The 26,544-nt window shown below is 23.4% G+C and carries 22 protein-coding genes and 1 other RNA gene; 8 read left to right on the top strand and 15 right to left on the bottom strand.

Translation table 4 applies throughout. The features are described 5' to 3' along the window. Positions 1-3: 3 nt before the first annotated feature. Positions 4-1,353 carry a tRNA uridine-5-carboxymethylaminomethyl(34) synthesis GTPase MnmE gene (mnmE, locus tag NPA14_RS00535; protein WP_257076046.1) on the bottom strand — a complete coding sequence of 450 codons (1,350 nt, stop codon included), beginning with the start codon at positions 1,351-1,353 and terminating at the stop codon, positions 4-6. A gap of 51 nt (positions 1,354-1,404) precedes the next feature. On the opposite strand from mnmE, the gene fmt reads away from it, so the two are divergent. Continuing rightward, positions 1,405-2,247, top strand: coding sequence for a methionyl-tRNA formyltransferase (gene fmt, locus NPA14_RS00530; protein WP_257076045.1), 843 nt, complete (start codon positions 1,405-1,407; stop codon positions 2,245-2,247). Between the two features lie 47 nt (positions 2,248-2,294). Here fmt and NPA14_RS00525 read toward each other — a convergent pair whose 3' ends face one another. Beyond that, complete coding sequence (locus NPA14_RS00525) at positions 2,295-3,554, bottom strand: hypothetical protein (protein ID WP_257076044.1); 1,260 nt, start codon at positions 3,552-3,554, stop codon at positions 2,295-2,297. Next, positions 3,547-5,553 (bottom strand): S8 family serine peptidase, encoded by a 2,007-nt coding sequence (locus NPA14_RS00520; protein WP_257076043.1) that lies wholly within the window; start codon positions 5,551-5,553, stop codon positions 3,547-3,549. Before NPA14_RS00520 ends, NPA14_RS00525 begins: the two co-directional genes overlap by 8 nt. A gap of 343 nt (positions 5,554-5,896) precedes the next feature. Here NPA14_RS00520 and dnaK point away from each other — a divergent pair, with 343 nt between their 5' ends. Further along, complete coding sequence (gene dnaK, locus NPA14_RS00515; protein WP_257076042.1) at positions 5,897-7,693, top strand: molecular chaperone DnaK; 1,797 nt, start codon at positions 5,897-5,899, stop codon at positions 7,691-7,693. Positions 7,694-7,740: 47 nt separating this feature from the next. On the opposite strand, the gene NPA14_RS00510 is transcribed toward dnaK, so the two are convergent. The 4 genes from NPA14_RS00510 to NPA14_RS00495 form a co-directional block, all read right to left on the bottom strand. Then, on the bottom strand, positions 7,741-8,778 hold the full coding sequence (locus NPA14_RS00510) for a ZIP family metal transporter (RefSeq protein WP_257076041.1): 1,038 nt from the start codon (positions 8,776-8,778) through the stop codon (positions 7,741-7,743). 3 nt (positions 8,779-8,781) lie between these two features. Then, positions 8,782-9,522 (bottom strand): YebC/PmpR family DNA-binding transcriptional regulator, encoded by a 741-nt coding sequence (locus tag NPA14_RS00505; RefSeq protein ID WP_257076040.1) that lies wholly within the window; start codon positions 9,520-9,522, stop codon positions 8,782-8,784. A 70-nt stretch (positions 9,523-9,592) separates the two neighbouring features. Then, positions 9,593-10,504 (bottom strand): HpyAIV family type II restriction enzyme, encoded by a 912-nt coding sequence (locus NPA14_RS00500; protein WP_257076039.1) that lies wholly within the window; start codon positions 10,502-10,504, stop codon positions 9,593-9,595. After that, positions 10,494-11,324 carry an alpha/beta fold hydrolase gene (locus NPA14_RS00495; protein WP_257076038.1) on the bottom strand — a complete coding sequence of 277 codons (831 nt, stop codon included), beginning with the start codon at positions 11,322-11,324 and terminating at the stop codon, positions 10,494-10,496. Before NPA14_RS00495 ends, NPA14_RS00500 begins: the two co-directional genes overlap by 11 nt. A 116-nt stretch (positions 11,325-11,440) precedes the next feature. Here NPA14_RS00495 and NPA14_RS00490 point away from each other — a divergent pair, with 116 nt between their 5' ends. Then, positions 11,441-12,841 carry a DUF2179 domain-containing protein gene (locus NPA14_RS00490; RefSeq protein ID WP_257076037.1) on the top strand — a complete coding sequence of 467 codons (1,401 nt, stop codon included), beginning with the start codon at positions 11,441-11,443 and terminating at the stop codon, positions 12,839-12,841. Positions 12,842-12,943: 102 nt separating this feature from the next. Continuing rightward, on the top strand, positions 12,944-14,890 hold the full coding sequence (gyrB, locus tag NPA14_RS00485; protein ID WP_373456862.1) for a DNA topoisomerase (ATP-hydrolyzing) subunit B: 1,947 nt from the start codon (positions 12,944-12,946) through the stop codon (positions 14,888-14,890). A 23-nt stretch (positions 14,891-14,913) separates the two neighbouring features. Here the strand turns inward: gyrB and NPA14_RS00480 are convergent, their stop codons facing one another. Together NPA14_RS00480 and NPA14_RS00475 are read right to left on the bottom strand one after the other, a co-directional pair. Further along, complete coding sequence (locus NPA14_RS00480; protein WP_257076035.1) at positions 14,914-15,984, bottom strand: alanine/ornithine racemase family PLP-dependent enzyme; 1,071 nt, start codon at positions 15,982-15,984, stop codon at positions 14,914-14,916. A gap of 132 nt (positions 15,985-16,116) precedes the next feature. Further along, positions 16,117-17,583 carry a hypothetical protein gene (locus tag NPA14_RS00475; protein ID WP_257076034.1) on the bottom strand — a complete coding sequence of 489 codons (1,467 nt, stop codon included), beginning with the start codon at positions 17,581-17,583 and terminating at the stop codon, positions 16,117-16,119. Positions 17,584-17,909: 326 nt separating this feature from the next. On the opposite strand from NPA14_RS00475, the gene NPA14_RS00470 reads away from it, so the two are divergent. Further along, on the top strand, positions 17,910-18,221 hold the full coding sequence (locus tag NPA14_RS00470) for a co-chaperone YbbN (protein WP_257076033.1): 312 nt from the start codon (positions 17,910-17,912) through the stop codon (positions 18,219-18,221). A 54-nt stretch (positions 18,222-18,275) separates the two neighbouring features. Beyond that, a complete protein-coding gene (smpB, locus tag NPA14_RS00465; protein ID WP_257076032.1) occupies positions 18,276-18,719 on the top strand; it encodes an SsrA-binding protein in 444 nt (147 codons plus the stop codon). Between the two features lie 43 nt (positions 18,720-18,762). Here smpB and NPA14_RS00460 read toward each other — a convergent pair whose 3' ends face one another. Further along, positions 18,763-19,104 (bottom strand): hypothetical protein, encoded by a 342-nt coding sequence (locus NPA14_RS00460; RefSeq protein ID WP_257076031.1) that lies wholly within the window; start codon positions 19,102-19,104, stop codon positions 18,763-18,765. Between the two features lie 28 nt (positions 19,105-19,132). Here NPA14_RS00460 and rmuC point away from each other — a divergent pair, with 28 nt between their 5' ends. Then, the gene (gene rmuC, locus NPA14_RS00455; protein ID WP_257076030.1) at positions 19,133-20,467 is read left to right on the top strand and encodes a DNA recombination protein RmuC; all 1,335 of its coding nucleotides are present in this window, start codon (positions 19,133-19,135) and stop codon (positions 20,465-20,467) included. Positions 20,468-20,549: 82 nt separating this feature from the next. On the opposite strand, the gene NPA14_RS00450 is transcribed toward rmuC, so the two are convergent. Then, entirely contained in the window at positions 20,550-21,533 is a 984-nt protein-coding gene (locus tag NPA14_RS00450; RefSeq protein WP_257076029.1) for a LacI family DNA-binding transcriptional regulator, read from the bottom strand. 72 nt (positions 21,534-21,605) lie between these two features. Here NPA14_RS00450 and ffs point away from each other — a divergent pair. Next, positions 21,606-21,692, top strand: an RNA gene (gene ffs, locus NPA14_RS00445) — signal recognition particle sRNA small type. A gap of 55 nt (positions 21,693-21,747) precedes the next feature. On the opposite strand, the gene NPA14_RS00440 is transcribed toward ffs, so the two are convergent. The 4 genes from NPA14_RS00440 to NPA14_RS00425 form a co-directional block, all read right to left on the bottom strand. Continuing rightward, on the bottom strand, positions 21,748-23,481 hold the full coding sequence (locus tag NPA14_RS00440) for a hypothetical protein (protein WP_257076028.1): 1,734 nt from the start codon (positions 23,479-23,481) through the stop codon (positions 21,748-21,750). Positions 23,482-23,507: 26 nt separating this feature from the next. Further along, positions 23,508-24,773 (bottom strand): BMP family ABC transporter substrate-binding protein, encoded by a 1,266-nt coding sequence (locus NPA14_RS00435; RefSeq protein ID WP_257076026.1) that lies wholly within the window; start codon positions 24,771-24,773, stop codon positions 23,508-23,510. A gap of 80 nt (positions 24,774-24,853) precedes the next feature. Continuing rightward, positions 24,854-26,155: a 23S rRNA (uracil(1939)-C(5))-methyltransferase RlmD gene (rlmD, locus tag NPA14_RS00430; protein ID WP_257076024.1), complete on the bottom strand. Its 1,302-nt coding sequence runs from the start codon at positions 26,153-26,155 to the stop codon at positions 24,854-24,856. Between the two features lie 42 nt (positions 26,156-26,197). Further along, positions 26,198-26,389, bottom strand: coding sequence for a hypothetical protein (locus NPA14_RS00425; protein ID WP_257076023.1), 192 nt, complete (start codon positions 26,387-26,389; stop codon positions 26,198-26,200). Between the last annotated feature and the right edge of the window lie 155 nt (positions 26,390-26,544).

The raw sequence follows: 26,544 nt of genomic DNA, 5'->3' as shown, positions 1-26,544 counted from the left end.
TTCTTATTTGCCTAAACAAAAATTTTTAAACATTTCATCTAATAAATTTTCATTATCCGCTCTTCCAGTTATATCTGCTAAATTAGTTCAAGCTCTTCTTAAATCAATAATCACTAAATCAGAATCTAAATTATTTTCTAAAGTTTTTAAAGCTTCTAAAATATTCTTATAAGCTTGATATATTAATGCTAATTGTCTTGTATTATTAACATATAAATCATTATCGTACAATGATTCTAAATTATATAAATTGCTTAATTTATTTTCTAAAGCTTCTATATCATTATTTAAAGCACTAATATAAATAGCTTCAAAATTATTATCAAAATTACACATTAGATCTTTTTTATTTATTATTTTAAGAAGTTTTTTGTTATGTTTTTGAGCTAAATGTTCTATTTTATTATCAAATTCATTAAAAGATTGTGTCGGGTCTAAAACATGCAGTATCAAATCTGCTTCTTTAATAGTTTCAAATGTTTTATCAATACCTATATTTTCAATTTTACCGGTAGTTTTTCTTAATCCTGCAGTGTCAATTAATTTAAACAAAACACCATTAATTTGATAACTTGCTTCGATAATATCTCTGGTAGTTCCTGCCTCATCTGTGACTATAGCTCTTTCTTGACCTAGTAAACAATTTAGAATTGAAGATTTACCAACATTAGGTTTTCCTAAAATTGCCACTTTTATACCTTCAAAAATCATTCTACTATTTTGACTAGCTTGAATAATTTTTTCTAATTGTTTTTTAAAATCATATAAATTACTTTTTAAGTTATCTCCTAATGCGTTTTCAACATCATCATATTCAGGATAATCAATATTAACTTCTATTGCGCCAATTAAATAAACTAATTTATTAATTAAATTTTGAATTAACAAAGAAGTTTTTCCATCAAATTTTTTGATTGCTAATTCTGTTTGTTTTAATGTTTTTGCATGAATTAAATCATTAATTGCTTCAGCTTTAATCAAATCCATTTTACCATTCAAAAAAGCTCTTCTACTAAATTCTCCTGGTTGAGCTAATCTTGCACCATTAGCTAAAATTAATTCTAAAATTTTGTTGGTAATAATAATTCCACCATGACAATTAATTTCTACAGTGTTTTCTCCTGTGAAAGTATTTGTACCAATAAATCAAGCAATTAAAACTTCGTCAATTATGAAATTGTCATTAAAATTATCGATTATATTACCATAAGTAATTTCACGATTATTTCCTACTTTGCCAGTAAAAATTTTTTTGACAATTTCAACACTGTCATTACCACTAACTCTTATGATAGAAATGGCTTGATTGATTTTGCCTCCTGAACTTATAGCTGCTATTGTGTCATTAATCATAATCTAATTATATTATTTAATGTAAGGATAATTTATATTTATAATATTATTATGATAAAAATTTTGTTAGCAGGAACTCCTGAATTTGCCGTTCCTATCTTTGAAGAATTAATTAAAAATTTTAATGTAGTAGCAATTGTTTCTCAACCAGATCGTTTAATTAATCGCCATGGTGAAAAAGAAGAAACTCCCACTAAAAAATTAGCTAAAAAATATAATATTAAATGCTTTCAACCAGAAAAAATATCTCATATTAAAGAAGAATTAGAAAAACTTGATTATGATTATTTAATTACAGCTGCATTTGGACAATACATACCTACTAATATTTTAAATATTGCTAAAAAATTAAATTTAAATGTACATGGTTCACTTTTACCTAAATATCGTGGTGCAGCTCCTATTCAATATTCACTTTTAAACGGTGATAAGGAAACTGGTATTAGTTTAATGGAAATGATTAAAGATATGGATGCTGGAGATATTTTTGCTACTTTAACTTATAAAATAGATGAATTAGACACAAGTGATACTTTATTTACTAAATTAAGTAAACTTACTGCAAATAAAATAGTAGAGTGAGTTAAAAACTTAGATAATAATAAATTAACTAGAATAAAACAAGATAATTCTCTTGTTACATTATCACCTAAATTGAATAAAAAAGATGGTGAATTAAAATTAACCTATTCAAGAGAAAAGGCACTTAACATTATTAAAGCTTTTTCTTCTAATCCTGGGGCTTATATATTTATAGATAATAAAAGAGTAAAAATTTTTAATGCTGTTTTAAATACTAAAATAAAAAATGCTTGATCAATTGAATTTACGGATGGTCCGCTATACATAATTGATTATCAATTCGAAAGTAAAAAAAGAGTTATTTTACATTAATAAAATTTAAAAATGCTTTGTTTCTAATACAAAGCATTTTTAACAATTTATTTTATAATAATTTTAGTATTTAAATGATATGGAGATCATATAATTTCTTTCTCATTTTCTAAAAAATAATAATTAAAATCTTTTTTAATAATTTTATAGTTTCTAATATCATGTATATGTATATCAGTTAGTAAAAAATATTTAATTGCGCTATAAGGATAACGATACTCATCATTTTGTATAAATCCACCTCTATAGATTCTATCTACATTTACTATGATTTTATTAATAATGATTTCTTTAGTAGTTTTATTAATTTCTATTGAATGAATACCATATTCTTTTTCTTCATTTAATCTTATTGCCAATAAAGCATCTACTGGTTTAGAATTGTTTGTTAGATAGTTTTTAAATTCTTCATATCAAGGAATGAGTGTTTCATTATTTGTTCAATAATACTTATTTATTGATTCAATATGTTCATTTATTTCATATCTATTTATTAATAAGCCTTCATTTAATTTTTTTTCCATTGATTGATATTCTGTGTCATTAAAATTTTGAGTGCGAAAAGTGGGAGTGGTAAAACTTTTAATTTTTTCATTAGTTGTATTTTCTATTTTAAAACTTAAGTTATTTTTATTTCAAGGTAAATTTCAAAAATCGAAAATAGCTTTATAATCAAAATTAGAATTATTTTTTCATATTAAATCATTATTAGTTTCAGGAATTTCGTTAAACGTTTTATATCTATTTTTTTCTAATTTAATACTATCAACATTTATGTTTCATAATTTAGGCACAAAAAGTCAAAAACGTTTGTATGAGAAATTAGCGTTATTTTCTAACTCATTTATTTTAATATCAATTTTCATATTATTTCCAACAGGAGTATATAACACTTTACTAATTAATTGATTAGAATTAACATTACTTTTTAAAATAATTTCTATTAAATCGTATTCATATCTATCTACCTTACCAATATATGATTTTAATTTGTTATTTTCACTTAAATATTTTATAAATAAAGAATTTTCTTTATCCAAAATATCATCATTTATTTTATTTTCAAAATCAATTAACTCAAAAATTCTTATATTTTCTTTATTATTTTGTTCAATATTAAAATTTTCAATATAAATATTAAACGGCGGTGAAGAATATTCATCACGTGAATAATGTAGTAATTTATTCTCATTTATTTTTGAAACATTTTTTTTATCAAAATTTTCATGTTGGCAAGCAACTGAAATAAAAGTTATAGGTAGTGCCCAACTTAAAAACCCAAAATAAATTAATTTTTTTCTATTCATAATCCACCAAATAACTTACTATAAATTTTTGAAAATCAGAAGTTGTTAAATCTTTACTAGGCAAAAGTGTATCTATTTCATAAAAAAACTCAGCGTCTTCTTCATTATTAACATATGTAAAAGTTAAAATATTGGAATTTTCATCATAAATAGATTTTTCAATTTTTTCGTTACCTTTTTTATCAACTCTTTTTAAAATTAAAGAATGACTATTTTTAACTCCGCTTTCGTCCGGAAGTGAAAAAGTTCTAAATTCTTGATATTCACTGTCATCATAATGTCAATTATAATGACGTATAGGATACATTCTATCAAATGCTAAAGTTATTTTTATACTTTGTCCCTTTTTTAAAAAGATTTTCTTGTTACTTTTTATCTTTTCATTATTACTTTTAAAATCACCATCTAAAATCTCAAATTGTTTTTTTTCTAATATTTCTATCATTTTTTCAAAATTAGGCATGCCTGCGCCAGTTCTTAATTCTAAGCCGTTAGATTTATATATTTTGTTACCTATATTATCTTTTTGACTTGCCGCAGTTGTTAAAATTGATTTAAATAAAGATCTATAATCTCTTTTGTCTATATTTTTTAATTCTCATCTTCTTAAAAATAAACTATACAAACCTGTTATTAAAGGAGTTGAATAACTAGTTCCACTATCATGATTGAATAATATTATATTTTCTCCGGGAGCAACAATTAATGGGGCATGTGAATTTTCATTATAATTTTCACTTGTAAAAGTGCTAAATGAACTAACATGTCATTTACCACTTTCATATATTTTACTAGAACCAACTATTAATGAATTTTGCTCTAATTTTCAATCATTTATATTTCCTCAAATTCCATCATTCCCAGAAGAAAATATATGCAATACTGAATTATTTAACGATGTGTTTCTTAAATATTCTGTTAATATATTTTCTCCACTTATTCCAAACAAACTATAACTATGATTTATTGCTGATATTCCTTTAGAAACAAAAAAATCAATTGCTTTTACTCAACTCTTAAATAATATATTAAAGTAAATTGCTTTATAATATTCATGCGGATCTTTTTTTAAAAATTTAAAATCCACACTAGATATAAATGGTGCTATTAATAATTCACTGTTAGCGTCTATTCCATATTTACTTCCTATTATTGATGCTACATTTGATGCATGAATACTATTTTCTTCAGGAATATCATAATTAAATATTTTAGGATAATCATTAATATTTATTTCTATCTGCTTTATTTTATTTGATGAAAAACCAGGATGGTTTTCATCAACTTTAGCTAAATGTTCAATTATTCCTATTTTTGGATTTTTAATAAGTTCATTATTATTATTATTATTATTATTTATATACTTATTCGATTGAATATAATTATAAACATTAATAGCTTTTAAATGCTTCTCTAATGCATTGATATCTATAGTAATATCATTTTTATATTTGTTTTCACTAGAAGAAACATATTTAAAATTAGGGTTATATTTAGGATTGCTTAAAAGTGTTATATTTTTAACACTACTATCTCTAGCAATTTGATTTAAAATGTCAATGTCTTCAATTGTAAAATATTCTTTAGTTTCCATTCAAATTCGACTAGATGATAAAAATGGATCAAATTTGAACTTATCTATTTTTTTGTTTCACAACATATATTTTCAATCTCGAATTATTGAATTATTTCTATTTTGTATTCTTGCTAATCAATCATTTATGTTTACTGAAAGCATTAATAAATCAACATAATTTGATTCTTTAAGTTCGATTAAAGCTGTGTTTATTTTAACCGCTTTATCAAGTATTTTTTCAGAACCAGAATTCTCTAGAAAATTTATTTCTTTTATATAAATATTTTTTTCTAACTGACTTTTATAAATTGGCGGATAAAAATTATTATAATTAGTTTTAACTGATAAAAAAGTTGCTAAAGGTATAAATGAAATTGTAGGAGTTAATAATTTTAATAGTATTTTTAATCTGTTTTTTTTCATACTTAAATTATATTTTTTTATTTAATAAATATAAATAAGATAAATAAGGCGATAGTATTTTAGTTTAAAATATGAAAAAATCTAAATTTTTTCATATTTTCTATTTTATTTATTAATATATTAGTGTTTTTTATTTACTTTAAAATATTCACAATTAAAAACAAAGCATTAATTTATTAGGTTTTTAGATTTTGTGTTCTACTAATAATTTACTGAATAATTATATTTAATAAATATTTTTAAAATTTTTAGCACTTTTTACTTATTACTGCTAAAAATATGCTAAAATAATTTCACACAACAAAAACAATCTTTGTAAAAATAAAAATAAAACGGAGGAAAAATGGCAAAAGAAATCATTTTAGGTATTGACTTAGGAACAACTAATTCTGTTGTTTCAGTAGTAGAAAATAATAAACCTATTGTATTAGAAAATTTAAATGGCAAAAGAACAACTCCTTCTGTTGTTAGTTTCAAAAATGGAGAAACTATAGTTGGAGAAAATGCAAAAAAACAAATTGAAACTAACCCAGATACTATAGCTTCTATTAAAAGATTAATTGGAACAAGTAAAACTGTTAGAGCTAATAATAAAGATTATAAACCTGAAGAAATATCAGCTATTATTCTTGAACACCTTAAAAAATATGCTGAACAAAAAATAGGAAAAAGTGTTTCAAAAGCTGTTATTACTGTACCTGCTTATTTTGATAATTCTCAACGTGAAGCAACTAAAATTGCTGGAAAAATAGCGGGATTAGAAGTTTTAAGAATTATTAATGAACCAACAGCCGCTGCATTAGCTTTTGGTTTAGATAAAACTGATAAAGAAAAGAAAGTGTTAGTATTTGACCTTGGTGGTGGTACATTTGATGTTTCAATCTTAGAACTAGCTGGTGGTACATTTGAGGTATTATCAACATCTGGAGATAATCATTTAGGTGGAGATGACTGAGATTTAAAAATCGTTCAATGATTAATTGAAAAAATTAAAAATGACTATCAAATCGATGTAAAAAATGACAAAATGGCTATGGCTCGTCTTAAAGAAGCTGCAGAAAAAGCTAAAATTGATCTTTCTTCTTCAGTTACAGCTAATATTTCACTTCCTTTCTTATTATTTAAAGATGGACAACCAATCAATGTAGAAACTGAACTTAAAAGAAGCGAATTTGAAAAAATGACAGCTGATTTATTAGAAAGATGTAGAAAACCAATTGAAACAGCTTTAAAAGATGCTAAATTAACTACTAACGAAATTGATGATGTTTTAATGGTTGGTGGATCAACAAGAATGCCTGCAGTACAAGAATTAGTTGAAAAAATGACTAATAAAAAACCAAATCATTCAGTTAATCCTGATGAAGTTGTTGCATTAGGAGCTGCAATTCAAGGTGCTGTTTTAGCTGGTGATATTAATGACATACTTTTAGTTGATGTTACACCTTTAACTTTAGGTATTGAAACTGCTGGTGGTATTGCTACACCATTAATTCAAAGAAATACTAGAATTCCAATTACAAAAAGTCAAATATTTACAACTTATGCAGATAATCAAACTGAAGTTACTATTAAAGTTGTTCAAGGTGAAAGACCTTTAGCTTCAGAAAATAAATTATTGGGATTATTTAATTTAGAAGGTATCGAACCTGCTCCAAGAGGAATTCCACAAATTGAAGTAAGTTTTAGAATTGACGCTAATGGTATTACCACTGTTACAGCAAAAGATGTAAAAAGCAATAAAGAACAAAGTATCACTATTCAAAATTCAACCAAATTAAGCGATGAAGAAATTGATAAAATGATAAAAGAAGCTGAAGAAAACAGAGAAGCAGATGCCAAAAAAACAGCTGATATTGAAACTTTAGTTAAAGCTGAATCTTTAGTTGCCAGATTAGAAAGTTCATTAAATGAAAACAAAGATAAATTAGATGAAGCTAAATTAAAAGAAGCACAAGCTGAAATTGATAAATTTAATGAATTAATCAAAAATAAAGATTATGATAAATTAAGAGAAGAATTAGAAAAAATTGAAAAAATTTATGCAGAATTTGCTAAATATGCTCAAGAACAAAATTCTCAACAAGAATCAACAACAAATGATACAAATGCTAATTTTACAGAAGAAGAAGTCAAATAATTAAAAAAGCAGATTCAATAATCTGCTTTTTTAATTTAAAAATATTTTTAAATTCCGTGAGTATGAAAAGACAAAATAATTGCACATAAAACTATGCCAAGTAAAAATACAAAAATAACCATTTTAAAAATTTTCTTATCATGATGAGAATGATAAAATTCAGGCACAAATTCTACTATTGCAGTAAAAAGAAAAATTCCAGCTACAATTGCTTGCATTAAAGCAATAATTTTAGGTGAAGAATTAATAAAAGATCCAAAATATATTCCGATTAACATCAAAGGAATAAATATTAAAATTGAAGCTAAAGTTATTCATGCCGCTCTTCATTTTTTTATGCCCATTTCTAATTGTCTATAATAAAAAATTAAAATTTCTGGAATGATATGAAGTATAAAACTTATAATAAAAGCAATATTTAAAGCACCAAATTGTTTAGTACTATTATCTATAAAATTTGTTAAGCTATAACCAATTAATAATCCCGCAGGAATTCTATGAGTTAATAATAGCAACAAAGCTAAAAATTTAGGGGCTGAAGTTGTTTTTTTACTTTTATTTTTTAAATCAATGTGATGATCAGGTGCATAATCATGAATTGTATGAGTGTGTACATCATTATCATGTTCTAAATCATGAGAATGAATAAATAATTGTGCTTGAGAATTATTTTTAATTAAACGTGAAGAACTAATTTTTCTTACTAATTCTCTTAGTCCAAAAGCTATTAGTAAACCTATTATCAATCCAATACCAACCAGTAAAATATTTCAACCATAAATTTGTCATGTAGTTTGTTCTAAAATTTTAGAACTACTTATTTCAATTGCTTCTCTTAAAAACCCAAATAAAGCTAAACAAATAAAAAAACCAGTTGAAAAAGCATATAACAAAACTGTTGCTTTTTTGCTTAATTGATTTTTTTTAAAAATCGGTAAAATAAAAATAATTATCGTTGGTAATCCAAGAATAATAAGTGCAGAAATTAAAACTAAATAGAATTTAGCTAATAAAATTTCTTTGTCAGCATCCCAATCTAACAAATTGCCATGCGCATTTTTTAAAAGTTCAATAAAATTATTCATAAATTATTCTATATTTAATTCAATATTGTGAAATACTTCTTGAACATCATCATCATCTTCTAACAAATCAATAAATTCACTTAATTTTTGAGTTTTTTCTGCATCAAAACTAACTGTTGAATTAGGTAAATAAGTAACTTCACATTGTAAAAAATCACTTATATTAAGAGCATCTTCTAACGCAATTTTACATTGAGTAAAATTTTCTGGTAAAGTTGTAATAACATAACTTTCTTCAGTAATTTCTATATCTTCAGCTCCATTATCTAATGCTACCAATGTTAAATTTTCCTCATCAATATTATTTTTACTTATTTCCAAAATTCCTTTATGATCAAATTGAAAAGGAATTTGCCCTGTTTTGCCTAGAATTGCATTTTGTCTATTAAAATACATTGTCATTTGTGATTTAGTTCTATTCATGTTATCGCTTAAAGTTTTAATTAAAAATGTTGCCCCACCAGTGATTGTAGCATTAAATAATGTCTCAACAAAACTAGAACCTTCTTTACTTTCTCCTTTAGCTTTTGCTAATGCTCTTTCAATATTTGCCTTAGGCATATTTTTACTTTTAGCTTTAGAAATAGCAAGTTTTAAAGATGGATTAGTATCAGGATCAGCTCCAGCTGGTAGAGTAGCAGCAACATAGATTTCTTTAAATAATTTTTGGAATATTTTTCCACGAGCAGCATCTTGTGCGCCTTTGCGATGTTTTATATTAGCTCATTTTGAATGTCCGGCCATATTAATCTCCTTAAAAATATATAAATATATTTTTTATATTCTAAATTTTATAACATATTAAAACTAATTTCTAAATATTATTTTTTTCTAAAAAAGCAATTTTTTTATTTTTATAATCTTCTTCATCAACAGCCAGTATTTTTAATTCTCTTAATTTAATAGCTTTATAAAAGTTAGAATTAGAATTATTTAAATTAAATAAATTATTTCTTAATTGCTCATAAATCTTGACTGGTGACATTAATAAATTTCATCTATTTTCACTCAAATTAACTAAATCCTCTAAAATTGATTCATCACTATCAAAATTAGGAAAATTATTTAAGTAAGCATAATTAGTTTTCTTAAATCTTTTTTGATTTTCTTTTATAGAATTAAAATAATCTATATCGTTTCATTCTTTAAATAATTCGTTTTCATAGCAAACTTGAAAATTAATTTCGTTATTTTTATTTAATAAATTAAAAATATTTTCTTTATTATTTTTTACCGTTTCTTCTATAAATCATAAATAGAATTTATGTTTATAATCTGGATATAAATTAATTATTTTTTTGGCTATCAACATATAATTTTCTAATAAGATTTCTATTTTTTTTAATGAAAAATTATCTCTTTTTTTAGCTCAAATATAGATAAATTCTTTTTTATTTTCATCTTTAGCAATAAAAGAAAATGTAGATTTCAATAATATTGTTTCTTTTTGATTATTTTTAATTTCTTCATGAGTTAAAATAACTCTATTTTTCATAATTTCATAATTTTGCTTAATCAAATATTCTTCTATTAAATTTTTAATAAATTTATGATATTTATTTTCTTGCATACGTAAAAAAGTTTGTTCCATTTTTATTTGAACATTTAAAGCATTTGTTAAAGAAAAATATACTTCAGGATTATCTAATACTTTTAACAATAAATTTAAACTGTTATTTTTAGATAAGAATAACAATAAATTTTCTTCGAATTTTTTATATTCCATTTTTTCCTTTATTTTTTAATTTAAAAATATTTTTTTGTCAAAATCAACGTTTTTTAGCTTTAACTAATTTATTAATTAAATTAGCTAAATCATTATTATAAATAGATGAAAGACTATGTCCAACACCAATAATATTAGCATTAAGATTTATTTTTTTATAATAAGCAAGTAAATTTTTTGAATTAATTACATTATCATTTTCGCTAACAATTGGTACTATCAAATTTTTTTTATTTATATATTGTTTTTCTAAAATATCTAAATATTTAGAATTAAATATTGTTTTATTTAACATTGGTATTCAATATTTAATTTTTTGAGCTTTTTCTTTATTTCATTGAGAAATCATTTTATTTTTATATTTTTCTTTTATAAATAAATTTTCAAACATATTTTTGCTTGAAAGGAATTTACTAGATAAATTAATATTTATATTTTTTTCTAAAAAAGGATGAATAGTATTAAACATTACAATTTTTTTAATATTTTTAAACTTATTTATACCCATAGCAACACCACCACTCATTGAATGGGCAAAAATGATAATATTTTTAGATTTAAGTTTATTTAAAATGTTATTAGTTATTTTTATTCAAATATTTAAATCAATATTTTCTAAATTTAGAGTTTTATAATAATGACTTCCTGGTAAATTAATAGCTAAAATATTATAGTTATCAATTAATTTGTCTAAATTTTGAATAAAATCTATTGAGGATTTAATTCCATGCAAAAAAACTAAAGTAGTATTACTCTTTTTGTCAAGAAAATATATTGGAATTTGCATATTTAAGGTTTCAAAATAATTGATTTTATACATATTTAATATTATAAATCCCTTCATTATAATATAATAACAATAAGAAGTTATTTCAATTTAATTTCTTGGTTTTTTATTTTGCAATTACCAACAAAATAAACAAGAAAGGATGTCTTATGATAAAAGAAAATAATAATCATACTTTTGATAAGAATGAAGAAGAACATTCGCAGCAACATGATTTTGATAATGCTTCAATGTATGATATTTTTACTAATGAACCAGATTCACCAGTAAAAAAGGTGATTAAGAAAAAAAATACTCAATATAGATATACAAAATTATCTAATTTCGTGCTTAGGTTTTCGCGTTTTTATGCACCTATGCCTATTCAAAAAATTGTATTATGAACTGCTTTATTTTCTGTAATATACGGAATTGTTGGTATCTTTTTTGTTAAAAATCCAGGTATTTATAACTTCGGTTTAGCTGCTTTTGGACAAGCAATCTCCAAATTAACTAATGTTTTATTAAGAAATAACCCTCAAATTACTATTACTATTTATAATGTTATTGATCAAGCATTATTCTGAATTTTATACTTGGTGCTAAGTTTCCCTATATTTTGATTTGGTTTTAAAAAAGTCGGAAAAATATACACAATGCTTACATTAGAATTTTTAGTAATTAGTAGTTTAGTTTCTTTTGCTATTGGACAAATTCCAGGAATATCTAATTTTAATATTTTTGGTGATTTTACTGCTAATACTATTAGTCAAGAAGCTAGAATTTTAATACAAGATAATTTATGAGGAAATGGACAATTAGGAAGTGGTAAAGAAGGAATTTGATCATTAATTCCCTTGTCATGAAATAATGGTGGAGCTATTGTAGCCCAAATCCTTTTTGCAGTTATTTATGGTGGAATGTTAGCATTTTTCTTTGCTATTATTGCTATTATGGGTGGCGCTGCAGGCGTTACTGGTATAATAGGCGAATATATGTCAACTGTTAAACATAAAAATTTTGGCACCATTAATTCATACATTAATATTATTATTATGATTATTTCAGTGTTAATAGGTACATTTATTGCCGGAAGTTTAGTTTTAAATGATTTAGTAAATTTAGAAACTAATTATCCTAATATTTATAACCAGCTAAGTAAAACTGATAAATTAGGTATTAAAGAAATGACAAGTGTTAACTGACAAACTTCACTTTATTTCTCACCTAATATGATTTCTACTTTTATTTGTAATTTTGTTTTTGCACAAGTATTAAATAGATTGTTCCCAAGATACAAAGTTGTACAATTCAAAATATTTTCACCTCATATGAGTGCTATTAGAAAAGCAATTGTGGAAGACAAAAAAACTATTAATAGTTTTACAATAAGCAAAGGAATTGGTGGATATTCTGGAAATGAAATGAAAGTTCTTACTGCTATAACATTGTATAAACAAGTACCGCGTTTAATTAAATTAGTTAGACATATTGATCAAAATGCCCTAATTACTATTAATCATATTGCTTCAGTCGATGGTAATTTATATATTCCTGACAATAAATTTTAAATCAGTTTTAAAACTGATTTTTTTAAACTTTTTTAAAGTTAATTTATGATATAATCGCTGTATAAATATTTAAATTCTTTAAATATTTAATCATTTATTTTTTTAAAAAAAGGAGCCAACAAAATGAGTACTTCAGAATATAACGCATCTAGTATAAAAGTTTTAAAAGGTTTAGAAGCTGTAAGAGTTAGACCAGGAATGTATATAGGAACTACAGGTATTAAAGGATTGCATCATTTAATCTGAGAAATAGTTGATAATTCTGTTGATGAATGCATGGCTGGTTTTGCAAATGAAATTAATATTACTTTAACAAAAGATAATTATGTTATTGTCGAAGATAACGGAAGAGGAATTCCTGTTGCCATTCATCCTGAAACTAATATTTCTACAGTTGAAACAGTTCTAACCGTTTTACATGCTGGAGGTAAATTTGACTCTGAAACTTATAAAGTTTCTGGTGGTTTACATGGAGTTGGCGCCTCAGTAGTTAATGCTTTAAGTGATGAATTTGAAGTATGAGTTAAAAGAGATGCAAAACTACATTATGCTCATTTTGCTAATGGCGGTCAAATTATTCAACCTTTGACTATTTTAAAAGATATTGAACAAAATGATACTGGAACTAAAATTAAATTCCATCCTGATTTTACGGTTATGGATAAAAATGATTTTGATTATGATGCTATTGTTGATCACGCCAAACAAATTGCTTACTTGAATAAAGGACTTAATATTATTGTCAATAATGAGAAAACAAATAGAACTAATCAATTTTGTTTTGCTGGTGGTATAGTAGATTATGTAAAAGAATTAAATAAAGGACAAAAATTAATTCATCAAAATATTATTTACGCTGAAGGCGAATATTCACATGGCCAAGATGCTCCTGTACAAGTAGAAGTAGCTTTACAGTATAATGAAAAAATTATTGGCAATGTAGTTTCTTATGCCAATAATATAATCACCATTGAAGGCGGTGCTCATGAAAGAGGATTTTACGATTCATTAGTAAGATTAATTAACAATTATGGAATTGATGCACATCTAATAAAAAAAGAAGAAGATAAAATAAATGCAGAGGATGCAAAAGAAGGTGTAGTAGCTATAATTTCTATTAAACATACTGATCCTATTTTTGAAGGTCAAACAAAAGGTAAATTAGGAAATAAAGATGCAAGAATTGCTGTAAATAAAGTTTTTTCAGATGCTTTTGAAAGATTTTTAAAAGAAAATCCTATTGAAGCTAAAAATATTGTTATAAAAGCTTTAAACGCTAAAAAATCTCGTTTAGCCGGTCAAATGGCTAGAGAAGCAGCAAGAAAAAAAACAATTTTTGAAGGCGGATCATTGCCTGGCAAATTAGCTGATTGTACTTCAAAAAATGCTGAAATTAGTGAACTTTATATAGTTGAGGGTAATTCTGCTGGCGGATCAGCTAAAATGGGAAGAGATAGACTAACTCAAGCTATCTTACCATTGAGAGGTAAAGTAATTAATGCTGAAAAGAATCAAGCAAGTAAGGTATTTGCTAATGAAGAAATTCAATCACTTATTACCGCTTTAGGTACTGGTATAGGTGAAGACTTTAACATAAACAAATTAAGATATCATAAAGTTATAATAATGACTGATGCCGATGTAGATGGTGCTCATATTAGAACTTTATTATTAACTTTCTTTTATCGTTACTTTAGAGAATTAATTGAATATGGATTTATTTATATTGCTCAACCTCCTTTATATAAAATACAACAAAATAAAAATATTTATTATGCTTATAATGATGAACAAAAAGAACAAATAATGCAAGAATTGAATCCTAATTTAAAAATAAATATACAACGTTATAAAGGATTGGGTGAAATGGATCCTGATCAATTATGAGAAACTACTATGGATCCTAACACAAGACTAATGTTGCAAGTACAAATAGAAGACGCTGCTAGAGCTGATTGAATATTCACCACTTTAATGGGAGATGATGTAGCTCCTAGAAAAGAATTTATTGAAGAAAATGCTAAATATGTGAAAAATATTGATATTTAAAAAATCAAGATTAACTTGATTTTTTATTTTATAAATTTTTTGCTTACATATTTTGAACTAAATAAATATAATAATGATCCTCAATCTAAATTAAATTCAATGATATCTCCTACTTTATAGTCAATTGAACTATTTGTAGCATTTAAAATCATTAAGTCGCTTGATCCTCCTAGAATTTCTAAATTTGAATCAATTGGGTACATATCATCAAAAGAAGTATCTAGTTTGCCAATTGCTAATAATAATCTCTTTATAATACCTTTGTCTTCAAAAACAGGCTTATGTCCAAAAGCATCAATACCTGCTTCTCCTTCAGGTAAAGAAGATTTAATATCAACTTCAACAACACTCGCTTGACATTTAAAAGCATCTCTATACATACCTTTTATAGTTTGACGATATTTATCTTCTGTTCCAAAAATCATTGCAAAACCCATTCTTAAAAAATTTACTTCTTCAGGCATTGTATTTTCTCATACCATATGTAAACTCAAACTATTGCCGCCTGAAATATGAGTTAATTTTAAATTATAAGTTGTTTCAATATCTTTTTTAATTTGAACAAATTCTTTCATTTTTTCTACTGATGGTATTCTAGCACCATAACAGCCAAAATTACATCCTATACCTATTAATTGCACTCCTTTTAATTGGATTATTTCATTTACTGTTTCATGAATTTGATTAGTTAGAATTCCTTCTCTTCTATCACCTAAATCAATCATTAAAATAATTTGATGTGCTTTTTTGTTATTTTTAATTACATAATCACTAATTGCTTTAATTACATTAATATCACCATTAAGTGATGAATCACACAATTCAACTAATTGTGGAATTTCTTCAATTTGTGGTATTCTTAATAATTGTTTGTGTCCTTTTATGTCTTGATAATTTGCTATATTTTCTAATCTAGAATCACCAAAATATTCAATACCACACTCAGCAAAAATTTCTACCATTCTATGATTTCCAACAAAACCTTTAGTAACAGCTAAAACATTAATATTTTTTTCTTTACATATTTCTATTGCCCGTTTAATATTAGTTTTAAATTTATTTTCATCAATAACAATTCTTGGGAAACTACTCATTTTTTACACCTCTAAGATTATTATATTTCTTTTATAATTACTAATTTGAAAAACTTTTTTTAATTTTTAAAATTTTAAAATAAAAAAATAAGTAATATTTTATATTACTTATTTAAAAAAGATGAATTTGTATTATTTAGTTTGTTTTTTACGAGCTAAATAAACAACTATAGCAATAATCATTGCAACAACAGCTGCTGTAGAAATAGCAGAAACAGCAATTAAAATAGTTTTTCATTTATCAGTTGTAGAATCACTAGCAGATGAATTATTTTGAGAATTATTTTCTACTAATTTATCTAATGCTTTTGATAAATGCTCATTAAATACTTGAGCTGTCGGATTTTCTTCAGTTATTAAATATTCATTTAAACCTTTAGCGGCTAATAATTTATTAACTTCATCAGCTATTTCTTTTCTAAGAGCAGCTGGATTATTTCCTGCTTCTTTTAAATCTTGAATTTCCTTATTTAAGAAGCTAAATGATTCAACATAATATTGATTTAATAATTCACTTACAGAAGGATGTGCTTGACTAACTGCTTCTTGTTTCATTTTTTTAACTTCTTCTGAATCAGTTTCATTTATTTTATTAATTTCTTCTAATTTTGTTTTTTTGGCTTGAACTGCAGTTTGATAGATTTGTTGTGCTTTTGATTTTAAATGAGTTTGTAATTCAGTAGTTGCGTTATTTAAAAATTTTGATAATCAATTAACTGAAGTTAATTCAAAGGCTAATTCATCAACTAGTTGACGAAGATTTTCAATTTGATAAATTGCTAAAATATGTTCCTTGGCTTCATATTGTTTACCAATTTCTTCTACTAAATAATTTTGTCTTTCAAGCATTTTTTGTAAATAATTTGCTGATAATCATCTTGTAGGAATTTCATATTTATTTTTAATTTCAGTTAAAACGTTAGTTATACTGCTTAATACAGTAACAAAAGTTTTACTTGCATTTTGTTGATCTTTAACAATGTAATCACGCAATTCTTGAACTTTTTTATCTCAATTAGCTTGTTTTTTATTTCATTCAGTTTGTTTAGTTTCATTAGTTCTTTTTAAATAATCACTGTGTTGTTTAACAACTTCTATATAATTAGCTAACAATTGTGAAGGAGCAAAATTTTGGCCATTTAATTGAGATTGTACTTGTTCTACAAATTTAACTGAATCTGGAAATGATTTTAATAATTCACCTATTTGTGTTAAATATTGTTCTTGAGTTTTAAAACTCGCAAGACCTTGATTAACTATATCATAAAGTTGAAAAGCAGCAGCAAATTGATTTTGTTGTACTTGTTGTTTCATTATTTGTGAATAAGTACTTAAAATTTGATTCTGTTTATCTGATCATTCTTTACCTCAATTTATTATATTTGGGTATTTAGTTTTTAAATCAGCAATTTTTTTCTCAAATGAATCAATTAATTGTTTTTTTTGAACTTCAAAATTATCGCCATTTAAAAAATATTTAACTATTTCAAGATTTTGAGTTTCATTATTAGTAGCAGAAATAGTAGTTAAAGGAACAGCGACAACAGATGCACCTGTTAATAAAGCAAATGCTGAACCAACTAATTTACTTTTTTTCATATAGATTTTCCTTTAATTTATATACGTATATAATTATAAAATTTGATATTAATATATTTTATGAAAATATTTGATTTATATTTTTATCGTTTACTTTAAATTATTTAATTTGGAATATATTAATATAATTAAATTATATGTTTTTTTTAGTTTTTTTTTTTTTTTTTTTTTTATCATAGAAAATAAATACTTTTTTTAGAAAAATAAAGTATTAAATATATTTTTCAAAAAACAGCAAAAAGTTAATTTTTCAGCATTTTTTTATACAAAAAATAACTTTTTGAATTTAAAAAAATATTATAAAATTAATTTATAAAGGAGGCCAAATGTTAAAAGAAATTACAACTCAAGAATATAAAGAACAATTTAGCAAAACAGAAGGTGTATATGTACTAGTTTTTCACGCTGTGTGATGTCCTCCATGCAAAATGTTTAAAATCACTTTAGATGAATTAGTTGCTAAAAATAATATTCCTGTTTTTAGAGTGGATGTTGATCAAAATCAAGATTTAGCAAAAGAATTTAATGTAACTTCAATGCCAACTTGATTTATTTTTAAAGACGGGAAAATGGTACAACCTGGTTTAGGTTATTTGCCTTATCCTGCTTTTGTAAAACACGTTGAAAAACATTTATAAATCCGTATAAACGGATTTTTTATTTACTAATTTATTATTTTATATAATAACTATATGAATATTGTTAGTGATAATCGACGTGGTTTACATAATTATAAAATTATTGATAAATATGAATGTGGCATAGTTTTACAAGGATGAGAAGCTAAAAGCGCAAGGGCTAAAACAGTTAATTTAACTAATTCTTATTGTTTTTTTAGAAAAAATGAATTATTTCTTTATAATGCTAATTTTAAAAGTTATATGTTACAAAAAAACGATGAAAATAGAGAAAGAAAATTATTATTACATAAAAATGAATTAATAAGACTAAATAGTAAATTAAATCGTTTAAATAGTTCTACAATCATTCCTGTTAAACTTTATTTTAATAATAAAAATATTGTTAAACTCGAAATAGCTTTAGTAATAGGCTTGACTAAAAAAGATAAAAGAGAAGAAATAAAACAAAAAGATCAAGAAAAATATATTCAAAAAATAAAAAATTATTTAAATTAAAAAATTCCTAAAATAACTATTAAACAGTTAAAAAAGGAATTTTTTATATAAATAAACTATATAATAAATCAAAGGAAATAGTAGCTAAAATTATAAAAATAGTTAATGATAATAAAGTTAAAATAACAATGTAAATATTATATTTAATATAATTTTTCTTTTGATTATTGTTATTTTCTAAGTTTAAATTTTTATTTTTTATATAACTTATTCAATCTGAATGAACATGTTTTTGAAAAAAATGTAAATAAAGAATAAAAGTAATTAGAACACCAATAATAATTAGTAAAATAATACCCAATAAAACATAAAAAGATTGATTATGTATATGAACTAGATTATCTTTTTGCGCAAGAATTGCAGAATATAATTTAGTATAATGCATAATAATATAATAACACAAAGGAGATAATTTGACAACTACGATTTTAAATCTTATTATAGTAATAATGTTAATATTATTACTAATAACTATTACATTTTTTGTTGTTATTTTTTTATTAAATAAAAGAAAAATAAAAAAAATGGAATTAAAAGACAATGAAAAGATTAAAAATATTGAAATAAATTTAATTGATAATATTAGTAAAACTATTGATAACAGATTTAATCAGTTATTAAAAGATAATGAAACTGATTTGGCAAAAAAACAATTAGAATTAATTAAAGAATTTCATAGAAATCAAAAAGATTTAGAAATTAATTTAAAAAATAATTTCAATTCTTTTGAAGAAGAACTAAGAAAAAATATTCTTTCAAGTGAAAATTCTGTTTTTAAAGTACTTAAAAAAGATTTAAATGATTCTTTTAATGAAATTAAAAATAATCAAAAAGAAAACTTAGACACAATAAGACAAGAAGTAACAAATAAATTAGCAAATAATATTAATGAAAATATAAAAAATGAATTTTCACAAACAGTAGAAAAAATAAATGAAGTCAATAAAAATATATCAATATTAGAAGAAGTAAAAAACGAAATAAAAGACATCAATGATATTTTTAAAAATAATAAAAGCATCGGTGTCGTTGGTGAAAAATTATTAAATGATATTATAAGTGATCATTATGGCGAAGATGATAGTATTGATGGAATGTTTAAAACTCAATATAAAATTAAAGATAATTTAATTGTTGATTTGGCTATTTTTACACATAATGCTGACAATAAAAAAATTATTATTCCTGTTGATTCTAAATTCCAAGCTTCAAGTTATTTAAATTATTTAAAAAATCCTAATGATAAAAATTTGAAAGAATTTACTAATCAATTAGATCAAAGAATAAAGGAAATAGAAAAATATATAACTGATGAGTCAGTAATAAAAAAAGCTTTAATGTTTATTCCTAGTGAGGCTATTTATATTTTTATGATTTCTAACGATATAACTAGAAAATTAATGGAAAAAAATCCACAAATTTTATTTGTTTCTCCTACAACTATTTTTTGATATATCGATCAAATTAAAAGTCTTATAAGACAAAGCAAAAGTGAAGATGCTTTTGAAAAAGTAAAAAAATATTTAAATAACGTTTATATTTCATATAACAATATGGCTGATAATATTAGTAAATTAATAAAACAACATAATGACAATAAAAAAATATTAATGGATATTGTTACTATATTTAATAAATCTTACAAACAACTGACAATAACTGCTAAAGCAATGGATGCTGATAAAACTAAAAAAGATATTAGTAAACAATTGGAAACTATTACACTTTTCGAAGAAAAAATTGATTAATCGAAATAAAAAAACAGATATATTTAAACTTAATTTAAGTTATTTAAAAATAACTTTTAGATATTAGTTTATATATCTGTTTTTAAATTTCATCATTTTTGATAATTTTTCCTGAATGTTTAAGAACAAAAATTTTTGTTTCAGTTGGTACTTTTGTTGTTAACATTCTTTCCATTTGAATACCAATATGAAATCAATCTTCTAAGATTTTATAATTATATCGTGGAAAAAAATCAAAATAATTTGCTGGTCCTATATCTGTTAAATAAAAGTTTTTTAATTCTCTTATGTGAGCTAAAGCTAAATAAGCTTCATGCGATGAACATATAATATATTTATAATCATTTAATAAAATAGAATTACTTATTTTTATTATTGATTCTTTACTTTTAGGATTAAATTCAAGAAAAAATGGTTCTTTTTCAATACTTAACATCCCTTGAGAAAAACCTTCTTTTTTATAAAATCTTAAACGTTCATTGTCATTAATATCATCTAAATAAATAATTTTATTTGTTGAAGCATTTAAATTAGGCGATAATAAAACAACTAATTGTTGAAAAGGTTTAATATAATCGACTTGTAAAGAACTAAAATGATCACTCAAGGTATTAAAGAGTAAAATTTTGACATTTTCGTTTTGTTTTTTTGTAAAAATTTCATTAAACAATTTATTAATTATTAAATTTTGATTGAAAAATATAATTGCAAAAGGTAATTGGCTTCTTATTTTAATAAATAATTTTTTTGCTTTATCACGATTTTTATCTACAAAATAACTTAAAACTTTTTTATCTTTTGCTTGAGCTGAATAATTTATTCCTTGCAAAATATCATAAAAATTATTATTATATTCGTTTGATAAAAAAACAACTATAGTATCTGAAAGCGGAGTTTTATTATTTGTTTGTGAATTTAAATAAAAATCATAATTCAGATCTTTTAAAGCTTGTTCAACTTTTAATTCAGTTTTTTTGCTAATATAACCACTATTAAAATAACGACTGACACTGCTAATTGAAACATTTGCTTTTTCTGCCAAAATTTTATAATTAATTTTTTTCATAAACTTATTATAAGTTAAATTATGAAACTTTTTATTTTTTTTCATAAAAATAATAATTATTGTTATAATTTATTTGTTAGTAAAACTATAACCTTGTAATCTGGTCAGGTCAGAAATGGAGCAGCCACATCAAGAAGTATAGTGTTTGCTAACTTTTTATTTTTAACAAAAAAATCACACAATTTTTGTGTGATTTTTTTGTTAAACTATTAAATTAATTTTCACTAGTAACATTTTTGGTTATTAATTCTTCCATTCTCTCAACAAATCTAAGAGCTTGAACCATTCTATTTTCATTTATACCTTTTTCAGTATAAGTTTTTTTAAGTTCTTCTACAGTTTTAGTAAGACTTTCTAAATTAGATTTATATTTTTCATCAGTATATTTAGCTTTTAATTCTTCTAATTTAGTAGTTAATTTTTCTGCTACTTCTTGACCGTTCTTTTTCTCTTGTTCTAAAATTACTTCTTCATATTTATTTTCCAATTGTAAAACTAATTTTCTAGCTTGATCATAAGTATTTCTATAATTATCATTTTTAAGAATAGTATTTACATCAAGATTTTGACTTAAAGTTTGTAATGCTTCTTTATCAGCATTAGTTTTTTCATTAGCTATATTTTGATACTTAGATAAAGTTGGATTAATCATAGTAAGAATATTATTTGTTAAAGCTAAACCATAATCTTTTTTAATTTTGTCATATTTAGTTAAAAATGCTGTAGCTTCTGCAACTTTAAATTCTTCACCTTTAATTTTTTCAGCTTCTTGTTTTAAAGTTTCTAATTGTGATTTATAATCGGTATCACCATCATTTACATTAGCTATACTAAATAATCTAGTAATATCATTTAAAGCATTTTCAACGGCTTTTTTAACTTCTTCTTGTGTTAATAAAATATTTAAATCAATAGCTGCATGAAAATCAGAATTTTCATTAATGGTTTTTGGATAAATACCTGTTTTAAATCTAAGAACTAATTTACCATCTAAAATACCAGCATCTAAAAATGTACTTAAATTTCCTCTATTGCTTAATGGATCAATAGCATTAATCAATTGTTCTCCATTAGGTAATAATTCATCAGCTTTAATATTTAGAATAACGGTATAACTACCATCTCTTCAACTTACTCTGCCTTCGAAAAGAACTATTCTTTTACCTTGATAATCATAAACAAAAGTATATGGTGCTCTTTCTCCTACTTCATATTTTGAATTAGCATCTACTGCTTTTTCAATAGTTGTTTTTAATTCTTTAGCTTTTTGAGCTTCTAATTCTTCAAAACTAAATGAAGTTGCTTTATCTTCAGTATCAGCAATTAAAAAATCACGAGAATTTTTAACTAATATAAATTGTTTATGTAATTCTTTATTATTAGTTTGAATTTTTTCTAAAGTAGTTACTTCAGCTTTTGTTTCTTTTTCTGCATCATTATAAATTGCTTGTAATTGAATTTTACTTGTTGAATTTTCTTTTAAAATATCAAGTAATTTCTTAGAATTAGTTAAATTATTAGTTAAGCTATTTAAAGCGTCAGTGTTAGTTTTAATTAATGTTGTTGCTTCTTGTATTACAAGATTTAAAGCATTAGTATTTTCATTAATTTTTTCTAAATTAGTTCCTTCAGCTAAAATTGTTTCTGCAGCTGATTTAGTTTCTTTAATTTTATTTAAAACTTCTAAATTAGAAAATTTGGTTAGTGATTTTTCTAATTCACTGGTAACTTTAGCTAATTCTTTTTGTAAATTAGTTTTAGCAGTTTCTAAAGCTTTATTTTGTTCACTTGGAGTATTATCTGTTGGATCTTTTGGAGTTTCTGGAGTTGATGGATTAACAGGTTCCTCTGGTTTAATTTCTTCTTCTTTTTTACATGCTATAACTAAAGCAGGTGTAATCAAAGTAGTTGTCAATGTAAGTGGGAGTAAAAATTTTAATTTTTTCATATATTTTATTTACCTTTAATTTATTTTTATTTTGTTGCTTGTGCTAAAGCGTTTAAACGAGTTTGTATATCACTTATTTCTTCTGAATCTATAGTTGCTTTTTGGCTTCTAATTCAATTTTTTAATTCTTCCGAAAGATTTTCATATACACTGTGAGCATTTTTAATTGCTGTTGTAGCTTTATCAGCATTGTTAGTAGTTAAGTGAGTTTTAGAAATATCTACTCATTTTTCTTCATAGCTTCTTTTAATAACAACATTTTCTGAGCCTAAAGAAAAATTATCTAATTTATTAAATTGGTCTTTAACATAGTAAGATAATACTTCATAAACTGACTGAGCTATATTTTTAAAAATTGAAGTGAAGTATTTATGACTTGAAGCAATATCTGCTAGAGCTTGATCTGTATCCACTCCTACTACAACATCTACTGATTGTTGACTTGATACTCATTGTGTTCATAATCCACCAACACCTAAAATAATTCCAGGTTTGTGACTAATAACAAAATTATTTACTTCACTTTGTTTGTTGTTATCATTTATATTAAACAAAGCATTTGTATATACATTATTATCATTTGCAGCTCAAGTTAATTTTTTAGTTGGATTTTGAGTATTTCAATAATAAATACCTTTCATAAATCCTTCCATATAATCAGTTACGCCCTCAAAAGTTTGGCCACCAAAAGTTGAGTATGTTCTTTTACTTTCTTCTAAATTACTATAATATTCCCCAGCGGCATATCCAGCCATAAAAGCTGCTGGTTTTGTATCATACAATAAACTAATTACAGAACCTTTTGTTTCTTGTGCATCTGTGGCAAAATCAACAGTTAAAACAACAATTTTTTCATCAATGAATTTTTGTTTATTCTTTTTATAAAATTCTGTAAATGGAGCTTGATTATCAAATCCTACCAAAACAAAAATTTTAGCTCCTGAATTAAGAGCTGCTTCATATTGTTCAGTTAATGTACTTCCTGTTATTTCATAAGCATCATATTTTTCAAAAGGAATATTATTATATTCAGCAAAACCGATAACTCCTTCTCATCCTGATTGATGAAATGATTTATCATATAAATTACCATCTGGAATTACAGCTATTTTAGGAATATTTGCAACTTCTTCAGCTGTAAGTTTTAAATCATTGTGAAATTCTATTTGATTTATTAATTCTTTAGGTGCTTTAGGATGTGAATTATTACCACATGACACTGTTGCAGCTAAAACTGTAAGAGGACTAATTAAACTAGTACCTAATAATAATTTTTTAATATAATTTTTCATATTATCAACCTTTTATATTTTTAATATGCATATGCAATAATGCATAACATAATTATAATATTTTTAAAGAAAAAAATATTTTAAGTTTTTTTATCTTGCAAAATTACTACAATCTCTACATGTGGTGTTTGTGGAAACATATCAACTGGTATAACTTTTTTAATAACATAATCATTATTAATAAAAATTTTTAAATCTCTTATTAAAGTATGAATATTGCAAGAAACATATCCAATTAATTTAGGTCTTAATAAAATAATTTTTTCAATTAATAAATTAGATAATCCTGATCTAGGTGGATCTACAATTACTTTGTTTATTGGATAATTAAACTGTTTTCAGTTAAATTGTTTTTCTAAATCTCCAGTATAAAAATCAACATTTTTTATGTTATTGATAATTTTATTAATTTTTGCATTTTCAACTGCTTTTTTGACAATTTCAATTCCATATACATATTTAACCAAATTAGATATATATAAACTTATTGCACCAACACCACAATAAGCATCTAATAAAACATCATTTATTGATAAATTTAAATTATTTTTTAATATTTCATAAAGTGGAACTATTTGATAATCATTTACTTGAAAAAAACTTTCTAGCGATAGAATAAATTTTAAATTATTTATTTTTTGTAAAAAATGTTTTTTCTTATCTTGATAAACAATATCTAAAAAATTATTTTTATTTTTTAATGCAATTAAGATCACTTTATGATTAATTAATTCCATAATTTTATTTATATATTCTTCATTCAATTTTTGTTTTACTGAAAATAAAATTTGAAAATGATCATTAAAATTACTTTTATAAATTGTTATATATTCAAAAATATCCTTTTTATTTACTATTTCGTTTAATTTTAATTTAATGATATTAATTAAATTATTAATTTTATTATTAGCTAAAATAAAATTTTCTTCTTTTTGAAATTTATTAGTTTTTTGTAGATGATGACCAAAAGTAAAAATATTATTTTCTAATTTAACAAAAAATTTTAATTTATTTCTATAATTAAAATTATTATTTGTAGGCACCATTTTTTCAATATTTTCAAAATTTAAGTTTCTTGTAAATAATTCTTTTATCATTTTTTCTTTAAAAATTATTTGATTATCATAATGAATAATATTAAGAGGTGAAGAAGCATTATTTAGTTTTGATATTCTTATTGGACTATAAGTATGATAATTAATAACTTCTGCTAAGGCATATTTGCTATTTACCATATTAATTTTTATATCAACAATTTCATTTTCTAATACATTTTCAATTAAAATAGTTTTATTTAGAAGTTTTATACTACCAAAAAATTCATAACTTAATTTTTCGATTTTAAGATTATAAAATATTTGATTTATTTTAATTTTAGACATAAAAAAGCACTCCTATAGTGCTTTAATTATATAAAAAATAAATTATTTTTCACATCCGCATTTAGCTTCACATGTTTTTTGTTCTTTATTTTCACAAGGGCAAGATTTAGTTTCTTTTTTACATGCTTGTTCACACGCGTTTTTGGTTTCGCATGCATTTTGAGTTTCGCATGCATTTTGAGTTTCGCATGTTTTTTCAATTTTACAACATTTTTTGCAATTTTCTTTTTCCATTATTCCTCCAAAAAGTTTATTTTTAATTAAATTTTAGCATAAAAATACGCTTTTTAATTTTTTAAAACTTTTTTATAACTTTAAAATAAATAAAAAAGGACTTGTTTTTAGTCCTTTTTAAAATATTGGAGATATTTAAAAACATAAAACAAATT

Origin of the sequence: Mycoplasma sp. 1018B, from assembly GCF_024582675.1 — a bacterium.
Lineage (GTDB): Bacteria > Bacillota_I > Bacilli_A > Mycoplasmatales > Metamycoplasmataceae > Mycoplasmopsis.
Note: the sequence above shows the minus strand (reverse complement) of the source record. Positions and strands in the feature narration are given on the sequence as shown.